The organism is Sulfitobacter geojensis (genome assembly GCF_000622325.1).
In the GTDB taxonomy this organism is placed as follows: domain Bacteria; phylum Pseudomonadota; class Alphaproteobacteria; order Rhodobacterales; family Rhodobacteraceae; genus Sulfitobacter; species Sulfitobacter geojensis.
In genome coordinates, this window is the sequence record NZ_JASE01000005.1 from 3,330,596 (window position 1) to 3,354,353 (window position 23,758).

General features: G+C 58.7%; 26 protein-coding genes. 14 read left to right on the forward strand and 12 right to left on the reverse strand.

What is annotated here, in order from left to right; all coding sequences use genetic code 11:
• Nucleotides 1-116 precede the first annotated feature (116 nt).
• Entirely contained in the window at nt 117-512 is a 396-nt protein-coding gene (locus Z947_RS0118220; protein WP_025045716.1) for a (R)-mandelonitrile lyase, read from the forward strand.
• Between the two features lie 3 nt (nt 513-515).
• On the opposite strand, the gene Z947_RS0118225 is transcribed toward Z947_RS0118220, so the two are convergent.
• Nucleotides 516-890, reverse strand: coding sequence for a hypothetical protein (locus Z947_RS0118225; protein WP_025045717.1), 375 nt, complete (start codon nt 888-890; stop codon nt 516-518).
• Nucleotides 891-944: 54 nt separating this feature from the next.
• Here Z947_RS0118225 and Z947_RS0118230 point away from each other — a divergent pair, with 54 nt between their 5' ends.
• Together Z947_RS0118230 and carB are read left to right on the forward strand one after the other, a co-directional pair.
• Nucleotides 945-1,709 (forward strand): alpha/beta fold hydrolase, encoded by a 765-nt coding sequence (locus Z947_RS0118230; RefSeq protein WP_025045718.1) that lies wholly within the window; start codon nt 945-947, stop codon nt 1,707-1,709.
• 268 nt (nt 1,710-1,977) lie between these two features.
• Nucleotides 1,978-5,337 carry a carbamoyl-phosphate synthase large subunit gene (gene carB / locus Z947_RS0118235; protein ID WP_025045719.1) on the forward strand — a complete coding sequence of 1,120 codons (3,360 nt, stop codon included), beginning with the start codon at nt 1,978-1,980 and terminating at the stop codon, nt 5,335-5,337.
• Between the two features lie 36 nt (nt 5,338-5,373).
• Here carB and Z947_RS0118240 read toward each other — a convergent pair whose 3' ends face one another.
• Nucleotides 5,374-6,213, reverse strand: a complete 840-nt coding sequence (locus Z947_RS0118240) for a hypothetical protein (RefSeq protein WP_025045720.1) — start codon at nt 6,211-6,213, stop codon at nt 5,374-5,376.
• A gap of 137 nt (nt 6,214-6,350) precedes the next feature.
• On the opposite strand from Z947_RS0118240, the gene Z947_RS0118245 reads away from it, so the two are divergent.
• Nucleotides 6,351-7,475: a beta-ketoacyl-ACP synthase III gene (locus Z947_RS0118245; protein ID WP_025045721.1), complete on the forward strand. Its 1,125-nt coding sequence runs from the start codon at nt 6,351-6,353 to the stop codon at nt 7,473-7,475.
• A 7-nt stretch (nt 7,476-7,482) separates the two neighbouring features.
• Here the strand turns inward: Z947_RS0118245 and arsH are convergent, their stop codons facing one another.
• Nucleotides 7,483-8,199, reverse strand: a complete 717-nt coding sequence (gene arsH, locus Z947_RS0118250) for an arsenical resistance protein ArsH (RefSeq protein ID WP_025045722.1) — start codon at nt 8,197-8,199, stop codon at nt 7,483-7,485.
• Complete coding sequence (locus Z947_RS0118255) at nt 8,192-8,650, reverse strand: hypothetical protein (RefSeq protein ID WP_025045723.1); 459 nt, start codon at nt 8,648-8,650, stop codon at nt 8,192-8,194. The genes arsH and Z947_RS0118255 overlap by 8 nt, the downstream gene beginning before the upstream one ends.
• A 300-nt stretch (nt 8,651-8,950) precedes the next feature.
• On the opposite strand from Z947_RS0118255, the gene Z947_RS0118260 reads away from it, so the two are divergent.
• Complete coding sequence (locus Z947_RS0118260; RefSeq protein WP_025045724.1) at nt 8,951-9,535, forward strand: thymidine kinase; 585 nt, start codon at nt 8,951-8,953, stop codon at nt 9,533-9,535.
• Nucleotides 9,536-9,703: 168 nt separating this feature from the next.
• Here Z947_RS0118260 and Z947_RS0118270 read toward each other — a convergent pair whose 3' ends face one another.
• From Z947_RS0118270 to Z947_RS0118285, 4 genes are all read right to left on the reverse strand, one after another.
• Nucleotides 9,704-10,042, reverse strand: coding sequence for a tRNA-binding protein (locus Z947_RS0118270; protein ID WP_025045726.1), 339 nt, complete (start codon nt 10,040-10,042; stop codon nt 9,704-9,706).
• Nucleotides 10,035-10,850 carry a pyrroline-5-carboxylate reductase gene (gene proC / locus Z947_RS0118275; protein ID WP_025045727.1) on the reverse strand — a complete coding sequence of 272 codons (816 nt, stop codon included), beginning with the start codon at nt 10,848-10,850 and terminating at the stop codon, nt 10,035-10,037. Before proC ends, Z947_RS0118270 begins: the two co-directional genes overlap by 8 nt.
• Before the next feature lie 31 nt (nt 10,851-10,881).
• Nucleotides 10,882-11,382, reverse strand: coding sequence for a type III secretion system chaperone family protein (locus tag Z947_RS0118280; RefSeq protein ID WP_025045728.1), 501 nt, complete (start codon nt 11,380-11,382; stop codon nt 10,882-10,884).
• 299 nt (nt 11,383-11,681) lie between these two features.
• On the reverse strand, nt 11,682-11,927 hold the full coding sequence (locus tag Z947_RS0118285; RefSeq protein ID WP_025045729.1) for an accessory factor UbiK family protein: 246 nt from the start codon (nt 11,925-11,927) through the stop codon (nt 11,682-11,684).
• A 93-nt stretch (nt 11,928-12,020) separates the two neighbouring features.
• On the opposite strand from Z947_RS0118285, the gene lgt reads away from it, so the two are divergent.
• The 5 genes from lgt to Z947_RS0118315 all read left to right on the forward strand — a co-directional run bounded on the left by lgt (nt 12,021) and on the right by Z947_RS0118315 (nt 16,315).
• On the forward strand, nt 12,021-12,905 hold the full coding sequence (gene lgt, locus Z947_RS0118290; RefSeq protein WP_025045730.1) for a prolipoprotein diacylglyceryl transferase: 885 nt from the start codon (nt 12,021-12,023) through the stop codon (nt 12,903-12,905).
• Complete coding sequence (locus Z947_RS0118295; protein ID WP_025045731.1) at nt 12,902-13,963, forward strand: class I SAM-dependent methyltransferase; 1,062 nt, start codon at nt 12,902-12,904, stop codon at nt 13,961-13,963. The genes lgt and Z947_RS0118295 overlap by 4 nt, the downstream gene beginning before the upstream one ends.
• Entirely contained in the window at nt 13,960-14,715 is a 756-nt protein-coding gene (gene pgeF, locus Z947_RS0118300; protein ID WP_025045732.1) for a peptidoglycan editing factor PgeF, read from the forward strand. The genes Z947_RS0118295 and pgeF overlap by 4 nt, the downstream gene beginning before the upstream one ends.
• A gap of 289 nt (nt 14,716-15,004) precedes the next feature.
• Nucleotides 15,005-15,148: a hypothetical protein gene (locus tag Z947_RS22245; protein WP_169737476.1), complete on the forward strand. Its 144-nt coding sequence runs from the start codon at nt 15,005-15,007 to the stop codon at nt 15,146-15,148.
• A 381-nt stretch (nt 15,149-15,529) separates the two neighbouring features.
• The gene (locus Z947_RS0118315; protein WP_025045733.1) at nt 15,530-16,315 is read left to right on the forward strand and encodes a Hint domain-containing protein; all 786 of its coding nucleotides are present in this window, start codon (nt 15,530-15,532) and stop codon (nt 16,313-16,315) included.
• Nucleotides 16,316-16,350: 35 nt separating this feature from the next.
• On the opposite strand, the gene Z947_RS0118320 is transcribed toward Z947_RS0118315, so the two are convergent.
• Nucleotides 16,351-16,851 carry an Lrp/AsnC family transcriptional regulator gene (locus tag Z947_RS0118320; RefSeq protein WP_025045734.1) on the reverse strand — a complete coding sequence of 167 codons (501 nt, stop codon included), beginning with the start codon at nt 16,849-16,851 and terminating at the stop codon, nt 16,351-16,353.
• A gap of 215 nt (nt 16,852-17,066) precedes the next feature.
• Between Z947_RS0118320 and trxB the strand changes: the two genes are divergently transcribed.
• From trxB to Z947_RS0118335, 3 genes are all read left to right on the forward strand, one after another.
• Nucleotides 17,067-18,077 (forward strand): thioredoxin-disulfide reductase, encoded by a 1,011-nt coding sequence (trxB, locus tag Z947_RS0118325; RefSeq protein ID WP_025045735.1) that lies wholly within the window; start codon nt 17,067-17,069, stop codon nt 18,075-18,077.
• 59 nt (nt 18,078-18,136) lie between these two features.
• Nucleotides 18,137-19,843, forward strand: coding sequence for an adenylate/guanylate cyclase domain-containing protein (locus Z947_RS0118330; protein WP_025045736.1), 1,707 nt, complete (start codon nt 18,137-18,139; stop codon nt 19,841-19,843).
• 123 nt (nt 19,844-19,966) lie between these two features.
• Complete coding sequence (locus Z947_RS0118335; RefSeq protein WP_025045737.1) at nt 19,967-21,682, forward strand: bifunctional sulfate adenylyltransferase/adenylylsulfate kinase; 1,716 nt, start codon at nt 19,967-19,969, stop codon at nt 21,680-21,682.
• Between the two features lie 60 nt (nt 21,683-21,742).
• On the opposite strand, the gene Z947_RS0118340 is transcribed toward Z947_RS0118335, so the two are convergent.
• The 3 genes from Z947_RS0118340 to Z947_RS0118350 form a co-directional block, all read right to left on the reverse strand.
• Nucleotides 21,743-22,618, reverse strand: a complete 876-nt coding sequence (locus Z947_RS0118340; protein WP_025045738.1) for a PhzF family phenazine biosynthesis protein — start codon at nt 22,616-22,618, stop codon at nt 21,743-21,745.
• A gap of 76 nt (nt 22,619-22,694) precedes the next feature.
• The gene (locus tag Z947_RS0118345) at nt 22,695-22,928 is read right to left on the reverse strand and encodes a DUF1150 family protein (protein ID WP_025045739.1); all 234 of its coding nucleotides are present in this window, start codon (nt 22,926-22,928) and stop codon (nt 22,695-22,697) included.
• A gap of 4 nt (nt 22,929-22,932) precedes the next feature.
• On the reverse strand, nt 22,933-23,346 hold the full coding sequence (locus Z947_RS0118350) for an Hsp20 family protein (protein ID WP_025045740.1): 414 nt from the start codon (nt 23,344-23,346) through the stop codon (nt 22,933-22,935).
• Nucleotides 23,347-23,504: 158 nt separating this feature from the next.
• On the opposite strand from Z947_RS0118350, the gene Z947_RS0118355 reads away from it, so the two are divergent.
• On the forward strand, nt 23,505-23,729 hold the full coding sequence (locus tag Z947_RS0118355; protein ID WP_025045741.1) for a YdcH family protein: 225 nt from the start codon (nt 23,505-23,507) through the stop codon (nt 23,727-23,729).
• The last annotated feature ends 29 nt before the right edge of the window (nt 23,730-23,758 follow it).

Sequence of the window (23,758 nt, forward strand, 5' to 3'; positions counted from 1 at the left end):
CGCCCAGACTGATGGCCCCGCTCCCCTGCCTCCTGTGCGGCGCGCCTTGCTCGAAAGGCCTTTTCGTTCTGTCCGCCTCCTGTACTCTGGTCAAAACAACCCCGTCAGGAGCCGTCATGATCATTCACCGCGCCGGATCGCGCCCGTCCACCACGCCCAACCCCGACTATTTCACCGGCACTGTTCGGATGGACCCGTTGATCAACACCCCCGCCCCCGCACGGCTGAATGCCCTCTCCGTGACCTTTGAACCCGGCGCACGCACTGCCTGGCACACCCATCCGCTGGGCCAGACACTGATCGTCACCGCAGGCGCAGGCCTTGCACAGAAAGCCGGCGAAGCGATCCAGCGCATTCATCCCGGTGATGTGATCTGGTTTGCACCGGGCGAAAAACACTGGCACGGGGCCGCCCCCGATTGCGCAATGACCCATATCGCACTGCAAGAGGCACAGGACGGATCAGCCGCAGATTGGTTGGAACAGGTGAGTGATGCAGAATACGGCGGCTAAACCCTAAACGTATCCCCGCCACCACATCCAGACGACGAAAACCACGATCACAAACAAGAGGTTGAAAACCACAACACCGGCCAAGCCCAGAATCCTGCTCTTGCGCCGGTCCGCCACGTCGATGCTTTTCAGATGCGCCGTGACGTCCGCATAGGCCTGCGCGACCTGTTCGCCATCTATCTGGTGCGCCAGCTTGGGGTGCCCCGCCAAATGCTGCGCCTTGATCAGGGTTCTGGTTCTGGCCTGCATGCGCTTGGGAATACGCCGCCCCGCCCGCGCCAGCATCTTTTCCAAAGGTGCACGTTTGATGCCAAACTTCACGCTCAGCAACTCCTGCACGGCGTCCACCTTGCGGGCGATATCTTTGGCATCGATCATGGTGCCACTTAAACCCACTGGAACAGTCGCCGCAATGGCGCTAGGCCTTCAATCATGCTTACCTATTCCGAATACGGCACGCGCCGCACCGATGCCCCGCCCCTGATCATTGCACATGGCCTTTACGGCTCCGGGCGCAACTGGGGCGTGATCGCCAAACGCCTGTCCGATACCCGCCACGTCATCACGCCGGACATGCGCAACCACGGCACCAGCCCGCGCGCCCAGACGCAAAGCTACCCGGACATGGCTGCAGACATCGCTGAACTGATCCACCACATCGGCGGCCCTGTTGACCTGCTGGGCCACTCCATGGGTGGCAAAACCGCGATGGCCCTTGCCCTGACGCAGCCTGATCTGATCAACCGCTTGATCGTTGCCGACATCGCCCCCGTTGCCTATGGCCATACACAACAAGGCATGATCGACGCCATGCGCCGCGTTGACCTGTCCACACTTACCCGCCGCTCGGACGCCGAAGCGCAACTGGCAGCAGCCGGCATTGAACCTGCACTGCAAAGCTTTTTCACCCAATCACTGGACGTCCCGAACAAAGCATGGCGGCTGAACCTCGACGTGCTCGAAGCGGAGATGGACAAAATCATCGGCTGGCCTGACGACATCACCGGCCCCTTCGATGGCCCGACCTTCTTTCTGTCCGGCGGCGCAAGTGACTATGTCACGGCGCAACACCGCCCCAAGATCAAATCTCTTTTCCCCCGCGCCCGTTTCGCTAAAATACCTGACGCGGGCCACTGGCTTCACGCCGAAAAGCCCCGCCCGTTCGAGGCCTCCGTGCGTGCCTTCCTTGACGCCTGATCCAATCCTCTTCTCTTTTTGGCCTTAAATCCTGCGGGGAATCGATCTTTGATCGATGGGGCAGAGCCCCTTCTTATCTCTTCTGTCGATCTGTGATCGACGGGGCAGAGCCCCTATTAATCAAATCTGTCGATCTGTGATCGACGGGGCCTACCCCCATAATAATCGCTGCCACCCCTTGTTACACAAAACAGGGGGCCAAACCCCCTTGCACCCAACCGCCCGTTCCCTATAACGCGATAAATTTGCATATTTTTGGGGGCCTCCGATGCCAAAGCGTACCGACATCCAATCGATTATGATCATTGGTGCAGGGCCTATTGTAATCGGACAGGCCTGCGAGTTCGACTACTCCGGCGCACAAGCCTGTAAGGCGCTGAAAGAGGAAGGCTACCGCGTCATCCTCGTCAACTCCAATCCCGCGACAATCATGACCGATCCGGGGCTCGCGGATGCGACTTATATCGAACCCATCACCCCCGAAATCGTCGCCAAGATCATCGAAAAAGAACGCCCCGACGCGCTTTTGCCGACCATGGGCGGCCAGACCGGCCTGAACACATCACTGGCACTGGAAGAAATGGGCGTGCTTGCCAAATTCAACGTCGAAATGATCGGTGCGAAACGTGAAGCCATCGAAATGGCCGAAGACCGCAAACTGTTCCGCGACGCAATGGACCGCCTTGGGATCGAAAACCCCAAAGCGACCATCTGCACTGCCCCGAAAGACGCCGACGGCAAGAAAGACCTCGCCGCAGGCGTACAGATCGCGTTGGAATCACTCGAAGAAATCGGTCTGCCAGCCATCATCCGCCCCGCCTTCACCATGGGCGGCACCGGCGGCGGTGTGGCCTATAACCGCGCGGATTATGAATTCTTCTGTCGCTCCGGCATGGATGCCTCTCCGGTTGGCCAGATCCTGATCGACGAATCCCTTCTGGGGTGGAAAGAATTCGAGATGGAGGTCGTGCGCGATACCGCCGACAACGCCATCATCGTCTGCGCCATCGAAAACGTCGATCCGATGGGCGTGCACACGGGCGATTCGATCACCGTAGCCCCTGCGCTCACCCTGACCGACAAAGAATATCAGATCATGCGCAACCACTCGATCGCTGTCCTGCGCGAGATCGGCGTGGAAACCGGCGGGTCCAACGTGCAATGGGCCGTGAACCCAGCCGATGGTCGCATGGTCGTGATTGAAATGAACCCGCGCGTGTCGCGTTCCTCGGCCCTCGCATCGAAAGCCACCGGTTTCCCGATCGCCAAGATTGCGGCGAAACTCGCCGTGGGCTTCACACTCGATGAACTCGACAACGACATCACCGGCGTCACGCCCGCCAGCTTTGAGCCGACCATCGACTATGTGGTCACCAAAATCCCGAAATTCGCCTTTGAAAAATTCCCCGGCTCCGAACCCTACCTGACAACCGCGATGAAATCCGTGGGCGAAGCCATGTCGATCGGCCGCACCATCCACGAATCGATGCAAAAAGCGCTGGCCTCGATGGAATCCGGCCTGACCGGTTTTGATGAAATCGACATCGATGGGTTCAGTGCCGATGTGCCGTCGGACGCACCGCAGAACACCGCCGCCATCACCAAAGCCATCGCAAAACAAACGCCGGATCGCCTGCGCACCATTGCACAGGCCATGCGCCACGGCATGTCCAACGATGATATTCAGGGCACTACCATGTTTGACCCATGGTTCCTTGACCGCATCCGCGAAATCATCGACGCCGAAGAAGCTGTGCGGACCGCCGGTCTGCCAGCTGATGAGGCTGGCATGCGTCACCTCAAAATGATGGGCTTCACCGACGCCCGCCTTGCGACCCTGACCGGCCAGACCGAAACACAGGTCCGCGCCGCCCGCATCCAGCTCGGCGTTACTGCCGTGTTCAAACGCATCGACACTTGCGCTGCCGAATTCGAAGCACAAACCCCGTATATGTATTCCACTTACGAAGCCCCGATGATGGGCGACGTCGAATGCGAGGCCCGTCCTTCCGACCGTAAGAAAGTCGTCATTCTCGGTGGTGGCCCCAACCGCATCGGGCAAGGTATCGAATTCGATTACTGCTGCTGTCACGCTTGCTATGCGCTGACGGACGCGGGCTATGAAACCATCATGGTGAACTGCAACCCAGAGACCGTCTCGACCGACTATGACACCTCGGACCGTCTGTATTTCGAACCGCTGACCTTTGAACATGTCATGGAGATCATGCGCGTCGAGCAGGAAAACGGAACGTTGCATGGCGTCATCGTTCAGTTCGGTGGTCAAACCCCTCTCAAGCTTGCCAATGCCTTGCAAGACGCCGGCATCCCGATCCTCGGCACCACGCCTGACGCGATTGATCTGGCCGAAGATCGCGAGCGTTTCCAGCAACTTGTCCAGCAACTCGGCCTGAAACAGCCGCATAACGGCATCGCCTCTACCGACGCGCAGGCCCTTGAAATCGCAGCTGATATCGGCTTCCCGCTGGTGATCCGGCCCTCTTATGTCTTGGGCGGGCGTGCCATGGAAATCGTGCGCGACATGGCCCAGCTTGAACGCTACATCCGCGAAGCTGTTGTGGTTTCCGGCGACAGCCCTGTCCTGCTCGACAGCTACCTGTCCGGCGCGGTTGAACTTGACGTGGACGCCCTGTGTGATGGCAAGGACGTGCATGTCGCAGGCATCATGCAGCACATCGAAGAGGCCGGCGTGCACTCTGGCGACAGCGCCTGTTCCCTGCCGCCCTACTCCCTGCCCCAGGACATCATCGACGAAGTCACCAAACAGACCAAAGCCTTGGCGCTCGCTCTTAATGTTGTCGGGCTGATGAACATCCAGTTCGCGGTCAAAGACGGCGATGTTTACCTGATCGAAGTCAACCCGCGCGCCTCACGCACCGTGCCTTTTGTGGCAAAAGCGACCGACAGTGCCATCGCCAGCATCGCCGCACGCATCATGGCAGGTGAGCCCCTCAGCAACTTCCCGCTGCGCGCAGCCTACCCCGAACAATCCGCCTATTCCGACACGCTGCCCTTGGGCGACCCGATGACGCTGGCCGACCCCAATATGCCGTGGTTCTCGGTCAAGGAGGCCGTGCTGCCCTTTGCCCGTTTCCCCGGTGTCGACACGCTGCTTGGCCCTGAGATGCGGTCCACCGGCGAAGTCATGGGCTGGGACCGCGACTTCCCCCGCGCCTTCCTAAAGGCGCAGATGGGCGCGGGTACGATACTGCCCCGCACCGGTTGTGCCTTCCTGTCGATAAAAGACATGGACAAAACCGACGACATGTTAACGGCGGCAAATATTCTGATCGCGCAAGGGTTTAGCATCGTCGCAACCCGCGGCACTGCGACGTGGTTGGCCTCACATGACATTCCTTGCGAGACAGTGAACAAGGTATACGAGGGACGCCCCGACATCACCGATATGATGAAGGACGAGCAGATTCATCTGGTGCTGAACACCACCGAAGGATCGCAAGCGGTTGAAGACAGCAAATCAATCCGTTCCATCGCGCTGTTTGACAAGATCCCCTATTTCACCACTGCAGCGGGGGCATATGCCGCCACTTTGGCCATCAAAGCTCAGGCCGAGGATGAAATCGGTGTGAAGTCCCTGCAAGGGTAATCGAACATGGGGTGCGCCGTTAGAGTTCGGGGCACCTTACAAAGCTTGATACATCCCGATCAGCTTCGTCAGGCGTTGTGACATCGTTTCACCAATGACCGACGCCAGTTGCGCATCGCGCAGACCCATTTCCTCACCGGCAAGCGCCGCCTTCAACAGCCCTTCGAATGATACCCATTTGCTGTTGATCTGGCCCAACGTGATCTTGATCTTGATGTTGGGTGCCTTTTCCAAACCCAATATGCGATCCCCGCCGATCAGCGCCGCGTTCATGTTCATGAATGAGGCCATATTGTCGGTAATATGCGCCGCGGCATCCGATCCGCCAATCGAAAGGCGCAGATGGCAAAAATCTTTCAGAATTTCCTCCAACAGCGCATTTTGTTGATGCAATATCTCAATCGCATTGGCGGACGGCCCCGTGATGCTTTTGCCGCTTTGACGCATGTCCTTCAACGTCGCGTGCAACCTGTTAGCCACAAGGCCCGTACGCGACAGAATCAGCCCGACAGGAACCGCATGCATATCCCCCGCAGCCACTTGTTGCGCCGACAGGGTCAGCCCACGTGAAAAACGCTCGATCTCGATCAGGACGGTCCGGTGGGGGCCGGCGGTCATTGGTGGCAGCGCGAGCGCTGGATCACCGTCGATGATACTGCCCATAACACCTGTAAACGCCACTGCATTGTCGATCGTAGCGTCCGAATGCAGTTGGGAATCAGCGCCTGATAAAACCATGCACGCAGATTTCCCAATGCGTTGGGCGCGCTGAAGCTGTTCAAACAACAGGGACTGGCGCACCGCATCAGCATCTTGGGCAAAAACCGGAACAATGCCGCCCAAAATCAGGACAGCCGCAGTTATAATTCGCAGCATCTATCAAACCCAAATCAACCCGTTGCGCCACGATGTCACGGAAGTCTTAAATCTTTATCACCGCTTAGCTGCCGTTCAGTCCGCTCTTGCGAAGGACAAGGGACCAAGCCTATCATCACCCAACTCAAGAGGTCCTCATGCATACACCAGCCATCACAGGCACCGGCGTTTTCACGCCGTCCGAAACCATCACTAACGCGGAACTTGTCCGTGCATTCAACGCCTACGTCGACCTTTACAACGCCGAACATGCAGACGCGATTGCAACCGGCGAACTGCCTGCCAAGACTTATTCTTCGGAAGAATTCATCTTCAAGGCCAGCGGAATCGAACAGCGCTATGTGATTGATAAAACGGGCATCCTTGATCCGAAAGTCATGCACCCTTTGTTGCGTCAGCGCAGCGATGACGAACCCGGCCTGATGGCCGAAATGGCGTTGGACGCAGCACAAAAGGCGCTCGCGCAAGCGGGAAAGACAGCCGCCGATGTGGATGCCGTGATCTGCGCGGCGTCAAATCTGGAACGCGCCTACCCCGCCGTCGCCATCGAAATTCAGGAATTGTTGCAAATCAACGGCTTTGCCTTCGACATGAATGTCGCCTGTTCCTCTGCGACCTTCGGCATTCAGGCCGCCGCAGACATGGTGCGCAGCGGCTCGATCCGCAGTGCCTTGGTGGTGAACCCTGAAATTTGCTCGGCCCATCTGGAATGGCGCGACCGCGACTGCCACTTTATTTTCGGGGATGTCGCCACGGCCACATTGATCGAACGGGCCGAAGACGCAAGCGGGCCGTATTTCGAAATAAAATCAACCCGTTGCGCGACAGAGTTCTCGAATAACATCCGCAACAACAACGGCTTTTTGCGCCGTTCGCGTCCAGATGGCGTGGCCGACCGGCGTGACATGCAGTTCATGCAGAACGGGCGCAAAGTGTTTAAAGAAGTGCTGCCTATGGTCGCGGATCATATCGCAGGACATATGGCGGACAATGACGTGCAAGCCGATGATCTCAAACGGCTTTGGCTGCATCAGGCCAATAAGTCGATGAATGATTTCATTGGCCGCAAAGTGTTGGGCCGGGCACCGGAAGCGGGCGAACAACCCAACATTCTGCAAGATTACGCCAATACCTCATCCGCAGGGTCGATCATTGCATTTTCCAAATATTCCAACGACTTGTCAGATGGCGATACCGGTTTGATCTGTTCGTTCGGGGCGGGGTATTCCGTGGGATCGGTCATCGTGCAGAAACACGGTTAAGGGCGGCTTAAACGCCTTTTTTCGACACCCGTTTGTGCACTTCGGCGACGGTTTCAACCCGTTCCGAATAACGATCCACAAGATACTCCGCACGTCCGCGCACCATCCATGTGAATTTCACCAGTTCTTCCATCACGTCGACGATCCGCGCGTAAAACGGACCGTCTGGCAGCTGTCCATTGCTGTTAAACTCCAGCCAGGCCTTTGGAATACTGGACTGGTTAGGGATCGTGACCATCCGCATCCAGCGCCCTAGAATACGCATCTGGTTCACCGCATTAAACGATTGCGATCCACCGCTGACCTGCATCACCGCCAGTGTCTTGCCTTGGGTCGGGCGGATGCCGCCCTGCAAGGACAGGGGAAGCCAGTCAATCTGGGTTTTCATGATCCCCGTCATCGCGCCGTGGCGTTCGGGGCTGGACCAGACCATGCCTTCCGACCAGACCGCCAGTTCACGCAACTCCGCGACCTTAGGGTGATCAGGCTCGACACTGTCAGGCAAAGGCAGACCGGTCGGGTCATACATCCGCGTTTCACAGCCCAGAAAGTGCAGTACCCGCGCCGCTTCCTCTGCGGCCTTGCGCGAATAGCTGGTTTCGCGCAGCGACCCGTAAAGCAGCAAAATCCGCGGCTTATGCCCCGGATCACCCGCCGCCTTTAGCGCATCCACATCAATTTGCGGCAGTTGATCCGCGTGCAAAGCCTCCAGATCGTCAGTCACTTTCGTCCTCGAGGTTCAGCTTCATGTCCACCAACACTTGTTGCAACATGGTGGTCTCTTTCAACAGGCGCTTGGCCTCGTTGACGCTGATCTTGCCGTCTTCCATCGACTGTTGATATTCCGCCATCAACATCGCGAACCGTTGTGACAGGGCGATGACATCCGAATTCACCCCGCCCTTGCGTTCAGCATTGTCGCGCCGGTCCTCAAAGTTCAGGCCAATCCCTTTCAGCTCGGCCAGCGCCGCCGTGACATGCGGATAACTTGACACCTGCTCAAGCTGTGCCACGGCATCAATCGGCATGAAGCGGTCGGAATGTTCGTCATTGTCGGAATAATACCGCCCCAGCGTCGCCTTTGACTTGCCTGTAACCTCACAGGCCGGTTCGATTCCGACGTCCTTGACCAAGGCTTCGGTGTGTTTCTTCAGATAGCTGCCAATATTGGCCATATGTCTCGTTCCCCAAACATCGCTTACTTTCCCCGAACCGCACCGCAGGGGAAAGACCCTTGGCTTTTCCCATTAATTGGTTGGGGCGTAAATGTCATTTACAAATCATCCCACCACGTTGGTGGGACTTCATGAGTACCCTGGCAGAAGCCGGGGATATTACAGGTCCGTACGTCCTCCTGTCGGGTTTGCTCCGCACAGCATATCCAACAGCGAGTGGCGTACGGGCTAGTCACAGGTCACCGCACAAGGCTTGGTGTTGTCTTGAACAGATCCTGCCTTTTGGCGTAACAGGCGGCTATGGCAAAACTCTACTTTCATTACTCCACCATGAACGCGGGCAAATCGACCGTGCTTTTGCAGGCGGCCCACAACTATGTCGAGCGCGGCATGGTGCCTTATTTGCTGACGGCGCAATTTGACGGGCGCGCCGGCGACGGGCGCATTGCCTCGCGAATCGGCATTGGTGAAGACGCCGATACATACGGCCCCGGCGAGGACCTGTTTGCCAAATTAAAACAACGCTTTGACGCTGGCCCCTGCGCCTGCGTCTTTGTGGACGAAGCCCAGTTTCTCGAGGCAGATCAGGTTTGGCAACTGGCCCGCGCGGTGGATGATTTACGCGTGCCGATCATGTGCTTCGGCCTGCGGGTAGATTTTCGCGGCAAACTGTTCCCCGGTTCGGCCACCCTTCTGGCGCTGGCAGATGAAATGCGCGAAGTCCGCACGATTTGCCATTGCGGCAAGAAGGCCACGATGGTGGTGCGCACGGACGCCAGCGGCGAGGTGTTGAAAGACGGTGCGCAGGTGCAAATCGGTGGCAATGAAACCTATGTCTCCCTATGCCGGCGGCATTGGCGCGAAGCGGTTGGCGACCCCGCCTAAACCAACGTTTCCTGCGTCCCCCAATGTTTCAATTTGAAAAAGTTGATCAAAAAGAGGGCATGGCGATGCCTTTCAGAGGCGCAGGGTAACGCATTGCGCTGTTCCTTGATCTGGCGACCAAACACACCGACAAAGGGCGAATAGCATCGGGGCAAACAGCCAGTGGCGTTAATGCATCCGTCCGCCATCTGGCACATCTTGATCCGGCGATAGCAACACAATTGCGCCGTCTGCGTCCGGCACACCCAATACCAGCACCTCGGACATAAACGGTCCGATCTGGCGGGGCGGGAAATTCACCACCGCCATCACCTGCCGGCCGATCAGCGATTCGGGATCATAATGCACAGTGATCTGCGCAGATGTCTTGCGTTCGCCAATCTCCGGTCCGAAATCCACCCACAGCTTGATCGCCGGTTTGCGCGCCTCTGGAAAAGGCTCTGCCCGCACCACGGTGCCCACGCGAATATCTACCTTCAGGAAATCATCAAACGCCAGATCACCCATTTGCCAGCTCCCGCGAACGATCCGCCGCCGCTTTGACCGCACGGCGCAAAAGGGCCGGAAAACCGTCCGCCTCGTTCATCAAAACCTCCAGCGCCGCTTGTGTCGTGCCATTGGGCGAGGTCACGTTGACACGCAATTGCGACGGGCTTTCGTCTGATTGCTGCGCCAGTGCCCCCGCACCCGCCACCGTCGCTTTGGCCAGCTGCATTGCAAGTTCAGCGGGCAGCCCTTCGGCCTCCCCTGCCGCCGCCATCGTTTCGATCATGTGGAACACATAGGCCGGTCCCGACCCGCTGACCCCTGTCACCGCATCAATTTGCGCTTCTTCGCTCAGGCGCACTACCTGCCCAACAGCACTTAACAAGGCTTCAGCCTCATCCAGTGCCGCCGCCCCCGCCGCATCATTGGCTACAATCGCGGTAATGCCCTGCGAAATCGCCGCGGGCGTGTTTGGCATGGCCCGCACCACGGGGGTGCCTGCGCCCAATGTTTCCTCGAAATAGCGGATCGTTGTGCCCGCCGCGACACTCACGAATACGGTCTCGCCGCCGCCCATCGCCTGCAATGTGGGCAAGGCATCCGCCATCATCTGCGGTTTGACCGCAACCAGAACGATGGCCGGCGTGGCAGGCAATGTCGCATTCAAATGCACACCGGTTCCGCGCAGCCAGTCGGATGGAAACGGATCGACAACCCAAACCGACGCTGCCGGCAATCCGCGCGCCAGCCAACCCGCCAACATCGCTGATCCCATCTTGCCACAGCCCAAAAGGACCAGACCCTGTGCGGCGATACGACTGTCTTTCATGTGATTTCCCCCGTTATGTCAGGGGAAAGTGTTACGCCCGCCCGTAGGCCTCTGCAATGGCGACCTGAAGGGCTTCTTTCGGTGTCTTGTCGCCCCAGACCTGCAATTGCAGTGCCGGATAATACCGTTCCGCCGACATCACCGCCGCGCCGATCATTGTGTCGATCTGTTCGGCACTGGCGTCCACACCGCCGGAACACACCAGCCCGTACCGGTAAACCATCAGCTTTTGTTCTGCCCAATAGGTGAACGCACCCGCCCAGCACTGGTCATTCACATCATTCAACAATTCAAACAGCCCCGCCATCTTTTCTTCCGGCGGGTCCATCTCGAATGTGCAGATCAGGCGAAGCGTTTCATCATATGCCGACCACGCCAGCGTGATGGCATATGTCCGCCATTGCCCCTCTACGGACATGGCGATCTGTTCATCCGATATCCGGTCAAAGTCCCAGTCGTGATAGGCCGCCAAATTCTCGACGATATCAATCGGATGGATTTCTTCTTCAAGGTACTGCTCGGTCAGGGCCATTTTGACACCTCTGTTTTTGTCTCCAGATCCGGCGCGGTTATCCACACCAAACTTGGACGCCTCCACAACAGGCCGTTGGTCACCCAACCGCCCATACAAGATATGGTGGGCCTAGGGTGCCAATCTGGCAACCCCCTTTTCTGGGGATAACTGCAATATCTTGTGGAGAAAGCGCCAGATCACCCGAAAACACCACCATATAGGGCGTTCCGGCGTCCGACTTCACCGTGCTGTTAAGCTCAAAAGCACGGGATCAACTGCTTGCTGCGGCCCGCGTTTCCCCGCGCCGCAGCAGCGCATTAACCTTTGGACGCGTCCATCGCATCCAGCCGCGCCTTCAGCGCTTCGTTCTCTTCGCGCGCTTTTTGCGCCATCGCACGCACCGCATCGAACTCTTCGCGGGTCACAAAATCGCGATCCGCCAGCCAGCGGTCCATCATGCCTTTCAGGGCATTCTCGGCCTCGTCTTTGGCCCCCTGCGCCACGCCCATTGCGTTTGTCATCATCTGGGACATGTCGTCGAAAAACTTGTTACGGGTTTGCATATTGGCCTCCGGGCGTTGCTCGATCCCTATATGGGGTCTCGGGCGCGCTCAGGCAAGGTTGACATCCCGTGACAACCCGTCTCAATCACCGCTATGAACGCAATACTCTCCTTTCCCGATATCTCGCCCGAGATATTTTCCGTCACCCTGTTCGGCACGGTATTTACCCTGCGCTGGTACGCGCTGGCCTACATCGTCGGCATTCTGCTGGGCTGGCGGCTTGTTGTCGCCGCCGCGCGCACGCCGCGCTTGTGGCGCAATGATCAACCCGTCATGACCCCCGGCAAGATCGAGGATCTGCTGTTCTGGGTCATCCTTGGCGTAATCCTTGGCGGGCGGCTGGGATATGTCGTGTTCTATCAACTCGGCTATTACCTCTCCAATCCCATGCGCGTGCTGCAACTTTGGGAGGGCGGCATGTCCTTTCACGGCGGGGCCATCGGTGTCATTCTGGCCGCCTTCTTTTTCACCAAACGCTACAAACTGGAAACCCTTTCCGTGGGCGATCTGGTCGCGCTTGGCCTTGCCCCCGGTCTGTTTCTGGGACGCATCGCGAACTTTATCAACGCCGAGCTTTGGGGCCGCCCGACCGATCTGCCATGGGGCGTCGCGTTTCCCACGCAGGCCGCGCAATACTGCCCCGACATTGTCGGCCTCTGCGCCCGTCACCCTTCCCAGCTTTATGAAGCCCTGCTTGAGGGGCTCGTCCTTGGCGCAGTCCTGATCTGGCTGGTCTGGCGGCGCGGTGCTTTCAAACTGCCCGGTCTGGTGATGGGCGTGTTTCTGGCCGGATATGGCGCGGCGCGCTTCCTTGTTGAATTCGTGCGCCAGCCCGATGCCCAGTTCGTATCGGACGGCAACCCCTTGGGGCTGGCGCTGCAATCAGGCGGCTACGGGCTGACCATGGGGCAGCTCTTGTGCATTCCGATGGTGCTGGTCGGGCTGTTCTTTATCCTGCGGGCCCGCCGTTCGGCATGAGCTTGCACAACCACATCGTAGCGCGGATCGCAGCACAGGGGCCGATGCGCATCGACGAATACATGACCACCTGCCTGCTGCATCCGAGCATGGGTTATTACACCACCCGCGATCCTTTCGGCGCCGGTGGGGATTTCATCACCGCGCCGGAAATCAGCCAGATGTTCGGGGAACTCATCGGTCTTTGCATTGCGCAAACCTGGCTGGATCAGGGATCACCGGCCGCCTTCACCCTGGCCGAGCTGGGACCGGGGCGCGGCACTTTAATGGCGGACGCCCTGCGCGCCTGTCGCGCTGTACCGGGATTCGTTGAAGCGGCGCAAATCACCTTGATTGAGGCCTCGCCCCCCCTGCGCAAGATCCAGACCGAAAACTTGGCCGGTTACAAGCTGGCCTTCGCCGACACGCCAGAGGACCTGCCGGAACGTCCCCTCTACCTCATCGCGAACGAATTTTTCGATGCCCTGCCAATCCGCCAGTTTCTGCGCGATGGCGACGGCTGGCGGGAACGGCAGGTGGGCTTGGAGGACAAAACGCTGACCTTCGGCCTTGCGCCCGCCCAACCGCAACCGGCCCTCAACGCGCGTCTGGCGGATACCACAGACGGCGATCTTGTCGAAAGCTGCGCGGCTGTTGCACCGGTAATGGACGCTGTTGCTGCGCGCATCACCGCGCATGGCGGTATGGCGCTGATCATCGATTATGGCGACTGGCACCAGACCGGCGATACCTTGCAGGCGCTGCGCAAACACCAAAAGGTATCGCCGCTGGACTGCCCCGGCGATGCGGATCTGACGGCGCATGTCGATTTCGAAGCCATCGCGCAGGCCGCGCCTTCTTGCGCCCATTCCGCCCTCACCCCCCAAGGGGTGTTTCTGGAACGCCTCGGCATTACACAGCGTGCGCAAAACCTTGCCGCAAAACTGACCGGTGCGGCGTTGCAATCCCATATCGCGGCGCATCACCGGTTGACGCACCCCACAGAAATGGGAAATCTGTTCAAGGTAATGGCACTTTATCCGCAAGGCGGTGCCCCCCCTCCCGGAGTGGACCCATGACACTCGAAATCCTGACCTCTGATCACCTCGGCACCACCCGACACGGCTTTTTCACGCGCCGCGGCGGTGCGTCCTCGGGCGTTTTTGCAGGCTTGAACTGCGGCTACGGCAGCACCGACCAGACCGACATCGTGCATATCAACCGCGCCCGTGTGGCCGAAGCCATGGGCGTGGCGGCCGATCATCTGGTTGGGGTGCATCAAATCCATTCCGCCGCTGTCATCGACGTGACCGGCCCGATGCCTGACAAACCCAAAGCGGACGCAATGGTCACCAAGACCCCCGGCGTCGCCCTGTCGGTGCTGTCTGCCGATTGTCAGCCGGTGCTTTTTGCCGACCCGCAGGCAGGTGTCATCGGTGCCGCCCACGCCGGATGGCGCGGTGCGCTGGATGGCGTCCTTGATGCCACCATCGACGCGATGGAAGGTCTGGGTGCCGATCGCAAGAATATCGCGGCGGTCATCGGTCCCTGCATCAGTCAGGGCGCTTATGAGGTCGGCCCCGAATTTTTCGAAGACTTCCTTGCTCAGGACAGGGGCTTCGACCGGTTCTTTGCGCAAGGGAAAGGCGACCGGATGCTCTTCGACCTGCCCGGCTTTGGCCTGAGCCGTCTGCGCGCGGCGGGTGTCGGCGTGGCCGAGTGGACGCGCCATTGCACCTACGCGGATGCGAACCGATTCTACTCCTATCGCCGCACCACCCACGCCAAAGAAGCCGACTATGGCCGGTTGATTGCGGCCATCACCCTTTAGATCTGGGCGCAATTGGGGCGGAATTTGCCCCGCTGCCGCCCGATTGAATGCCGCTAATTTGGAAACAATCCTGAATTATCGACAGGATTAGCCAGCGCCCGGCACGAGATCGCCATAAGAAAAAGGGCTTTGGCGAAATGGGGCAGGCCCGCCACAATCTGCCTTAAATTTTCCCGAAGTTTTTTTGAATACCTGCGCCGCCGTCAAAAACCGGCCCGATTGAACCGTCATATTCATCCTCAAGCAAAGGGCACAAAAGCCCGCAACCAGACACATCGAGGATTGAGCCATGAAAACCAACACACGCTTCATCAAAGGCATCGTCGCAGCAGCTGCCAAAGAAGAAACAGTTATGCCATGGACGCGCGGCAAACGGCGCGCAGCTTTCATCGCGAAACGCAACGACATCAAAGTGGAGCGCCGCTCCGCTTAAGGCAATGCGTTTCTCCCGCGCATTGCCGCCCCCCTCTTCCCGGACAAACCTCCTCCAAGGTTCGTGGGTTAATGAGTAGCTTGGTGCCACCATCGAACGTCAAAATCTGACGGAAAACGAACAAACCCTGCCTGCGTTGATTCGCACGCGGGGTTTTGTTTTTGTGCCGGAATGTGGCGGCACTGCGGCAAATTAAGGAAACAGAAAGGCGAAAGACGCCCGAATTGGCGCAAAATGCGGTCTCAATGTTGTTCAAACTTTGACAATGGCGGGCAGATCAGGTGATTTAGGTCCCAACGAAGAACGAAATGACATTTGTTATTTCCGTGCTTGTTGGTGGGGGCCAACACGGATGTGACCAACCTGACAAAAGGTGATCGCATGACACTGACTGCTGCTATGGGCTCGCGCCCGACCTCGACTGCCGCGAATATGCGTGGCTTTGCACCTTCCGCGCCTTCTGCGCGGGGCCTGTTGCCAGCCACCAAAATGCCGATGCGCAGCTTTGAGGTTGCCGCCTTGCGCAGTGACGATTCCCTCTACATCGGCCAAGACAAGGCACCCGCCATCCCCTTGTTCGAGAATGCGTTTTCCGCTTTCGCAAGGGGCACCCTGATTGCGACACCACACGGCGATGTGGCCGTCGAGGACCTGCAACCGGGCGATATGGTGAACACCTCCACCGGTGAACCCGCCAAACTGGTGTGGATCGGGTCAAGCAGCTTTGTCCCCGCGGATGCGGGCCGCCGGATGCCCTTGATGCGCATTATGGCAGATACTTTTGGTCCGGGCCGCCCCAATTCATTCCTGACCGTTGGCCCCGCCGCGCGTATCCTGCACACGCCGCATCACCTGCGTTCGGAGGCAGGCGAAAAACGTATGCTGACACCGGTGCGCGAATTTCTTGATGGTGTGAATGTGATCGAGGTGGTCCCTCCGACGCCCGTTCGCTTGTTCCACATCTGTCTTGAACGCCATGCCGCGATCCGTGCCGGCGGTATCGAAATGGAAACATTTCACCCCGGTGCCAAGGCAACCCAAAACGCATCACAATCGCTGCGCGACCGGTTTTTGGGCATGTTTCCCCGGATCAGCCATACCACTGATTTCGGCCCCCTGGCGCACCCACGTGCACCCGAACAAGAAACCGGGGTCGACGCGATCTAGCGGATCACCTGCGCGATGGCCCTCTGTTCCCTCCGTCAGGGGGCCACTTCAAGCCGCTTTTCCAGCACGTCAAACGGCACGCCGGGTTCATCTTTAGCACAGCGGATCACCAATGACGTCTTGACGCTTTCGACATTTGGCGTCGTCAACAGGTCACCGGTCAGAAAGCTTTGGAACGACGACAGGTCCGGTGCCACACATTTCAGCACAAAATCGACCTCGCCGTTCAGCATGTGACACTCGCGTACCAACGGCCATTCGCGGCATTTCTGTTCAAAGGCGCTCAGGTCCGCTTCGGCTTGGGAATGCAAACCGACCATAGCAAAAACCTGCACCTCGAACCCCAATCCGCGCACATCGACATCGGCGTGATAACCACGGATAAAACCCTGTTCTTCCAATGTACGCACACGGCGCAAACAGGGCGGCGCGGAAATCCCGACCCTTTTGGCCAGCTCCACATTCGTCATCCGTCCGTCTGCCTGCAACTCGGCCAGAATTTTCCGGTCAATCGGATCAAGCCGTAAACCTGCCATCGAATTTCCTCTTTGAATTTGCGATTCTTATAACAGCGACGCGGGCAGGCGCAATATTATTACGCCTCAGCGCAATATTCTATCTAGCACGCGTTCGCCCTCTTGCCAGAGGGGCGGGCATCTCCCCCAATACAGCAGGTGTTGAGGGGGGTTTAAGATGGCGACCTGCGCGTCTATATCAGGCGGGCCGCAAACATATTTATCGGGGGTGCCAGATGGCCGAGACACGTAAAACCAAGGTTCTGATCATCGGCTCCGGCCCTGCGGGATACACCGCAGGCGTCTACGCCAGCCGCGCCATGGTGGAGCCCATTCTGGTACAAGGCATCGAACCGGGTGGTCAGTTGACCACAACAACCGAAGTCGAAAACTGGCCCGGCGACAGCGAAGTTCAGGGCCCCGATCTGATGATCCGCATGGAAGCCCACGCCAAAGCAATGGGCACCGAAATCATCGGCGACATCATCACTGATCTGGACCTGTCCAGCCGCCCGTTCCACGCCAAAGGCGACAGCGGCACGACCTATGTGGCCGATTCCGTGATCCTTGCCACTGGTGCGCGCGCCAAATGGCTGGGGCTTGAGACAGAAGAGAAATTCAAAGGCTTCGGCGTGTCCGCCTGTGCCACCTGCGACGGCTTCTTTTATCGCGGTCAGGAAATTGTCGTGATCGGTGGCGGCAACACCGCCGTCGAAGAAGCGCTGTTTCTGACCAACTTTGCCTCCAAGGTCACATTGATCCACCGCCGCGACGAATTGCGCGCGGAAAAGATCCTGATCGACCGTCTGGAAAAGAACCCCAAAATCGTGCCCCTGTGGTTCCACGAACTTGACGAAGTCTACGGCAGTGAAAACCCGCTGGGCGTTGAAGGTGTGAAAGTCAAACACACCAAAACCGGCGAAATCACCGACATCCCGTGCAAAGGCGTCTTTGTCGCCATCGGCCATGCGCCCGCCAACGAATTGGTCAAGGACACGCTTGAAACCCACATGGGCGGTTATGTCGTGACCAAACCCGACAGCACGGAAACCTCCATCCCCGGCGTTTTTGCCGCGGGCGATCTGACCGACCATAAATACCGTCAGGCGGTCACATCCGCCGGTATGGGCTGTATGGCCGCGCTGGAGGCCGAACGTTTTCTGGCCGAAGTCGGTGACGATGACGACAGCCCGGTCGACAAGGAAATCACTCTGCCGCTGGGGCACGGCGCCGAGGTTGCACAGTAGCCATCGCTTGACGCCCCCTCTATCGCCGCCCAAAGTCAGGCGGTAGCGGGGGACAACCTATGAACGATCTCTGGCGCGGCACTCTGGCCACGCGTCTGCGCATTTCAAGCGGTCTGGTGCTTTTCACCTATGCCCTGCTGCATTTTGTGAACATCGGGCTTGGTATGTTGTCGCCGGTCTGGATGGACGCCATGCAGGACGCGCGCCAGTTGGTCACACGCAGCATTTTGGGTTCCTTGCTGCTTTACGGTGCTTTTACGGTCCACATCACTTTTGCCCTCGTCAAACTCGCGCGGCGCGGCACCCTGCGTATGCCTTTTTGGGAAGCTGTCCAAATCGGACTGGGCATCACCATCCCCATTCTGCTGGTCGCTCATCTGGTCCACACCCGGACCGCCCACGAAATCCATAACGTCAATGACGAGATGGGCTATATCATGCTGCTGCTCTACAACACGGCAGACGGCTGGAAACAAAGTCTTTTGCTGCTGGTGGTCTGGCTGCACGGCTGTACGGGGCTGCATTTCTGGCTGCGGGGCAAAGCATGGTGGCGGCGATATCTTCCGGCACTCTCGGGCGCGGCGGTCCTTGTCCCCGCTTTTGCGCTGGCCGGTTTTCTGGTTGAAGGGCGACGGGTCAAGGCACAGTTCAGCGATCCCGACGCACGCGAGGCGATGATCGACCGCTTCAACTTTCCCGACCGTGAAACCTTTGAAGAACTGATTACGCTCACGGACCAAATGGGCTGGTTGTTCGGCGCGATCATGGCCCTTGTCGCGCTGGCCTATCTGGTGAAGTACATCCGCGCGCGCCAACAGTCCGTGACCATCCGCTATCACAGCGGGGCGCAGATCAACGCCCCGCGCGGCTTGACCCTGCTGGAAATGTCGCGGCTGCGCGGGATCCCCCATGCCGCCCTGTGTGGCGGGCGCGGCCGCTGCACAACTTGCCGCGTGGTGATCGAAGAGGGGTTAGAGCTGCTGCACCCCCCTAGCGAGTCCGAAGCCCGTAGTCTGGCAGCGGTGGGTGCGGAACCGAACACACGGCTTGCCTGTCAGATCAAACCGATGGACCCGATGACGGTGATGCGCGTGTTTCAACCCGACGGGCGCAGCAAAAACCGCGGCCACGCCAGTCAGGGCGAAGAAAAAGAACTCGCACTGCTGTTTCTGGACATGCGCGGCTTTACGGCGCGCACCACCGGGCAATTGCCCTACGACGTCGTGTTCCTGCTGAACCGCTTCTTTGACGCCATTGTCCCCTCGATCAATGCGCAGGGCGGTACAGTCGACAAATATCTGGGCGACGGTTTTCTGGCTGTCTTCGAACTCCCCGCCTCCGACAGTTCCGCCCATGCAGCGCTGCGCGCCATCGAGGGCATCGCCCAAGCCCTTGCCAATTTCAACGCAACCCTCGCCCGCGAAGGGCAAAGCCCGGTCGCCATCGGTATCGGCGCCCATCTGGGCGATGTTGTTCTGGGCGAAATCGGTGCCGCAGGTCAGGCCCCGCGCACGCTGATCGGTGATACCGTCAACACCGCATCCCGCATCGAAGGGGTGACCAAGGAATTCAAAGTACAGGCTTTCGTTTCCGCCCCGCTTTTGGCGGCGGCTGGCCATGCGGTGCCCCAAGACCAGATGAAAGCGCTTGATCTGCGCGGTCTGAGCAGCCCGCTTCTCGCGTGGCCGGTGCAGGAGGCCAGCGACCTTAGCGTACAATTGGCACGGTTTCGTAGCAACGAAGAGACACAGGTTCCAAAATCCTGAAAAAGCCGCGATTTTCTCCTGTTTTTGTAGATTTTGCCGCCGGACTGCTAGACTTTTGCCGTATTCAAGCGGCATAGGGCAGGCAATTGGCCGGTCCGGTCTGAGGCAAAAAACGAGAAAACTATGAGCATGTTGGCAAATCTCGCTCCGATCCCGGAGCTTTATGTATCTTACGAATCCGCGCAGAAAATGAAGACAGAGGCCGCCGATCTTGTCAGCCATGACCTGACGCCGCGCCAGATCTGCGATCTTGAACTGTTGATGAACGGCGGCTTCAACCCGCTGAAAGGGTTCCTGTCGCAAGAGGATTACAACGGCGTTGTCGACAACATGCGGCTGGCCGATGGCACGCTTTGGCCGATGCCGATCACGCTTGATGTCTCCGAAGATTTCGCCGCCTCGCTGGAAATCGGGCAGGATATCGCCCTGCGCGACCAAGAGGGCGTTATCCTTGCCACCATGACCGTCAGCGACAGCTGGGAGCCGAACAAGGCGCATGAAGCTGAAAAAGTTTTCGGTGCCGATGACAGCGCCCATCCGGCGGTGAACTATCTGCACAATCAGGCGGGCAAAATCTATCTCGGCGGCCCCGTGACCGGCATCCAGCAGCCCGTGCATTATGATTTCCGCGCCCGTCGCGACACGCCGAACGAACTGCGCGCCTATTTCCGCAAGGTCGGCTGGCGCAAGGTTGTGGCCTTTCAAACCCGCAACCCCCTGCACCGGGCGCATCAGGAACTGACCTTTCGCGCCGCGCGTGAAGCACAGGCAAACCTGCTGATCCACCCTGTTGTCGGCATGACCAAACCCGGCGACGTCGACCACTTTACCCGCGTGCGCTGCTACGAGGCGGTGCTCGATCAATACCCGCAGGCGACCACGTCGATGTCCCTGTTGAACCTTGCCATGCGCATGGCCGGCCCACGCGAAGCAGTCTGGCACGGCTTGATCCGCAAAAACCACGGCTGCACCCATTTCATCGTCGGTCGCGACCACGCAGGCCCCGGCAAAAACTCTGCCGGTGACGACTTCTATGGCCCCTATGATGCACAGGATCTGTTCCGCGAACATCAGGACGAAATGGGCATCGAAATGGTCGATTTCAAACACATGGTCTATGTGCAGGAACGCGCCCAATACGAACCCGCAGACGAAATTGCCGACAAGGAAAACGTCACCATCCTGAACATCTCCGGTACTGAATTGCGCCGCCGTTTGCAGGAAGGTCTGGAGATCCCTGAATGGTTCTCCTTCCCCGAAGTCGTCACCGAATTGCGCCGCACCCGTCCGCCGCGCAACAAACAGGGCTTCACCGTGTTCTTCACCGGTTTCTCGGGCTCTGGCAAATCCACCATCGCCAATGCCTTGATGGTCAAACTGATGGAAATGGGCGGACGCCCCGTGACCCTGCTGGACGGCGATATCGTGCGCAAGAACCTCAGCTCCGAACTGGGCTTTAGCAAGGAACACCGCGATCTGAACATCCGCCGCATCGGCTATGTCGCGTCCGAGATTACCAAGAACGGCGGCATCGCCATCTGTGCGCCCATCGCGCCCTATGCCACCACCCGCCGCGCCGTGCGTGAAGACGTCGAAGACTTCGGTGCCTTTGTCGAGGTCCACGTCGCGACCAGCATCGAAGAATGCGAACGCCGCGACCGCAAAGGCCTTTATAAGCTGGCCCGCGAAGGCAAGATCAAGGAATTCACAGGCATTTCAGATCCTTACGATGTGCCCGAAGCCCCTGAACTGGCCGTTGAAACCGAAAACGTCGATGTGGACAACTGCGCCCATCAGGTGCTGTTGAAACTGGAAAGCATGGGGCTGATCTCGGGTTGATCCCAACCCGCCCTACCTAAGCCACGAAGAATGCGCGGCCCTCAACGGGTCGCGCTTTTTCTATTCCGGCAGGTAAACTTGGCCGGACATAACCACCACACCGCGCCCCGCTACTTTGACACCGCTGATTGCATCCCGTGGGCCCAAGACCTCTACCTGCGCCTGACCGGGACGGCCCATGCCGTGCCCCTGCTGCGCCACAAATGTTGGGTGTTCAATCAACCCCTGCGCCCAAAGATAAGACGCCGCCGCGCCTGTGGCTGATCCGGTAAAGGGATCTTCCGGCGGGCTGGGCGGTGCCAGCAACAGCCGCGCATAGGTATCACCTGCCGCCGTCGCCCCATCCAAAGTGATCCAGTAAGGTTCCATCAGATCGTCCGACGACAGGCCCAAGTGGCGGCAGTACTGCGCAAACCCCGCACCGTCAAAGCGCAGCGCGTCCAGCGTTGCCCGATCGCGCAGAACGGTAATGCAGAATGGCAATCCGGTCGACACAACCTGCGGCGGTGCAATGATGGCGTCGGGCGCGATGCCGCCCACCCGCGCCACGACGTCTGCTGGCACCTGCGCACCGAACTCCGGTGCCACCTGCGTCATCGTGATTAAACCATCCGCCACATACACCGCGACAATCCCCGCACCGGTTTCCAGTGTCAACGCGCCCTCGCCGATGATCTGGCGGTGCAGCAGCGCGGCCACCGTCGCAATCGTAGGGTGGCCGGCAAAGGGAATTTCACGGCTGGCCAAATAGTATTTCACTTTGAAATTAGCCACATCAGACGGACCGGTAAAAGTGCATTCGACCAAAGATGTTTCGCGCACATAGGCCATTGAGGTTGCATCAGACAACACCGCGCCGCCATGCACCACCGCACAGCCATTGCCACCAAATGGTACGTCGGCAAAGGCATCTACCCAGTCGAAATCAAATTCCATGTCAGCTCCCATGCAAAAAGGGCCACACCAATGTGCAGCCCTTCAAACATTAACTCATTCATGGCGAGGTGCCAGTTTAATGCACCATCACCGGCGCATAGTCGTGTTCGCGCGCCAGCATGAAGGCCATTTTGCGGTCTCCCACAAGGGCCAGTTGCTGGCCCTGCGCATCATGTACCGAATAAAGCTGTTCCAACCCTTCGGCCTGATCGCGCACCTCGCGGGGCAAATCGGTCACCAGAATTGATTTCACATAAACGGTGCGGTCGTTTGGCTCTGCAGCCTTGGTTTGGGAGTTCGTATCTTGCATCGTCCTACCCTTTCTTGATCTTGATCGTTTGTACAACAGTCTCTGGTTTGGCGCGGGTTAGATCCACATGCAGCAATCCGTTCTCCATCTGCGCCTCGCCGACTTCAACGCCGTCGGCCAGCACAAAGGAGCGTTGGAATTGCCGCGCGGCGATCCCGCGGTGCAGGAAAATTCGCCCGTCGCTGTCATCGGCCTGGCGTCCGCGAATAACCAGTTGTCGGTCTTCTACGGTAATGGCCAGATCACCCTCGGCGAAACCGGCCACAGCCAGCGTGATGCGATAGCTGAAATCAGAGGTCTGTTCGATATTGAAAGGTGGATACCCCTCGTTACCGGTCTTGGCGGTGCGTTCCAGCACGCGCTCCAGCTGTTCAAATCCCAACATGTGGGGATAAGAGGCTAGCGTCATTTTCGTCATGCGACACGTCCTTATACTCTCAAGCGACAGTCATTTCGGCCCCGTTATGGCAACCGTTGACATGAATATGGGGGCAGCATCGCTTTCGTGCAAGGGCTATGCGCAAGCAAGGTGAACGACTATATTGTAACCGTAGACCCTAATGGAATCATCCGGTTATGAACGCGCCTGCCGATCTGTCGATGAAAAACGATGACGTTTTGCGCGTTGAGCTTGAGGTATTTCGCCGTGAACACCGCGATCTGGACGAGGCGATTTCAGCCCTGACCGAACGGGGCACAGCCGACCAATTGACGGTCCAGCGGCTGAAAAAGCGCAAACTGCGGCTGAAAGATCTGATTGCCCAGATCGAGGACCGGCTGACCCCCGATATCATCGCCTGATTTCCAGCCCACGGGCACAGCCCCCATTC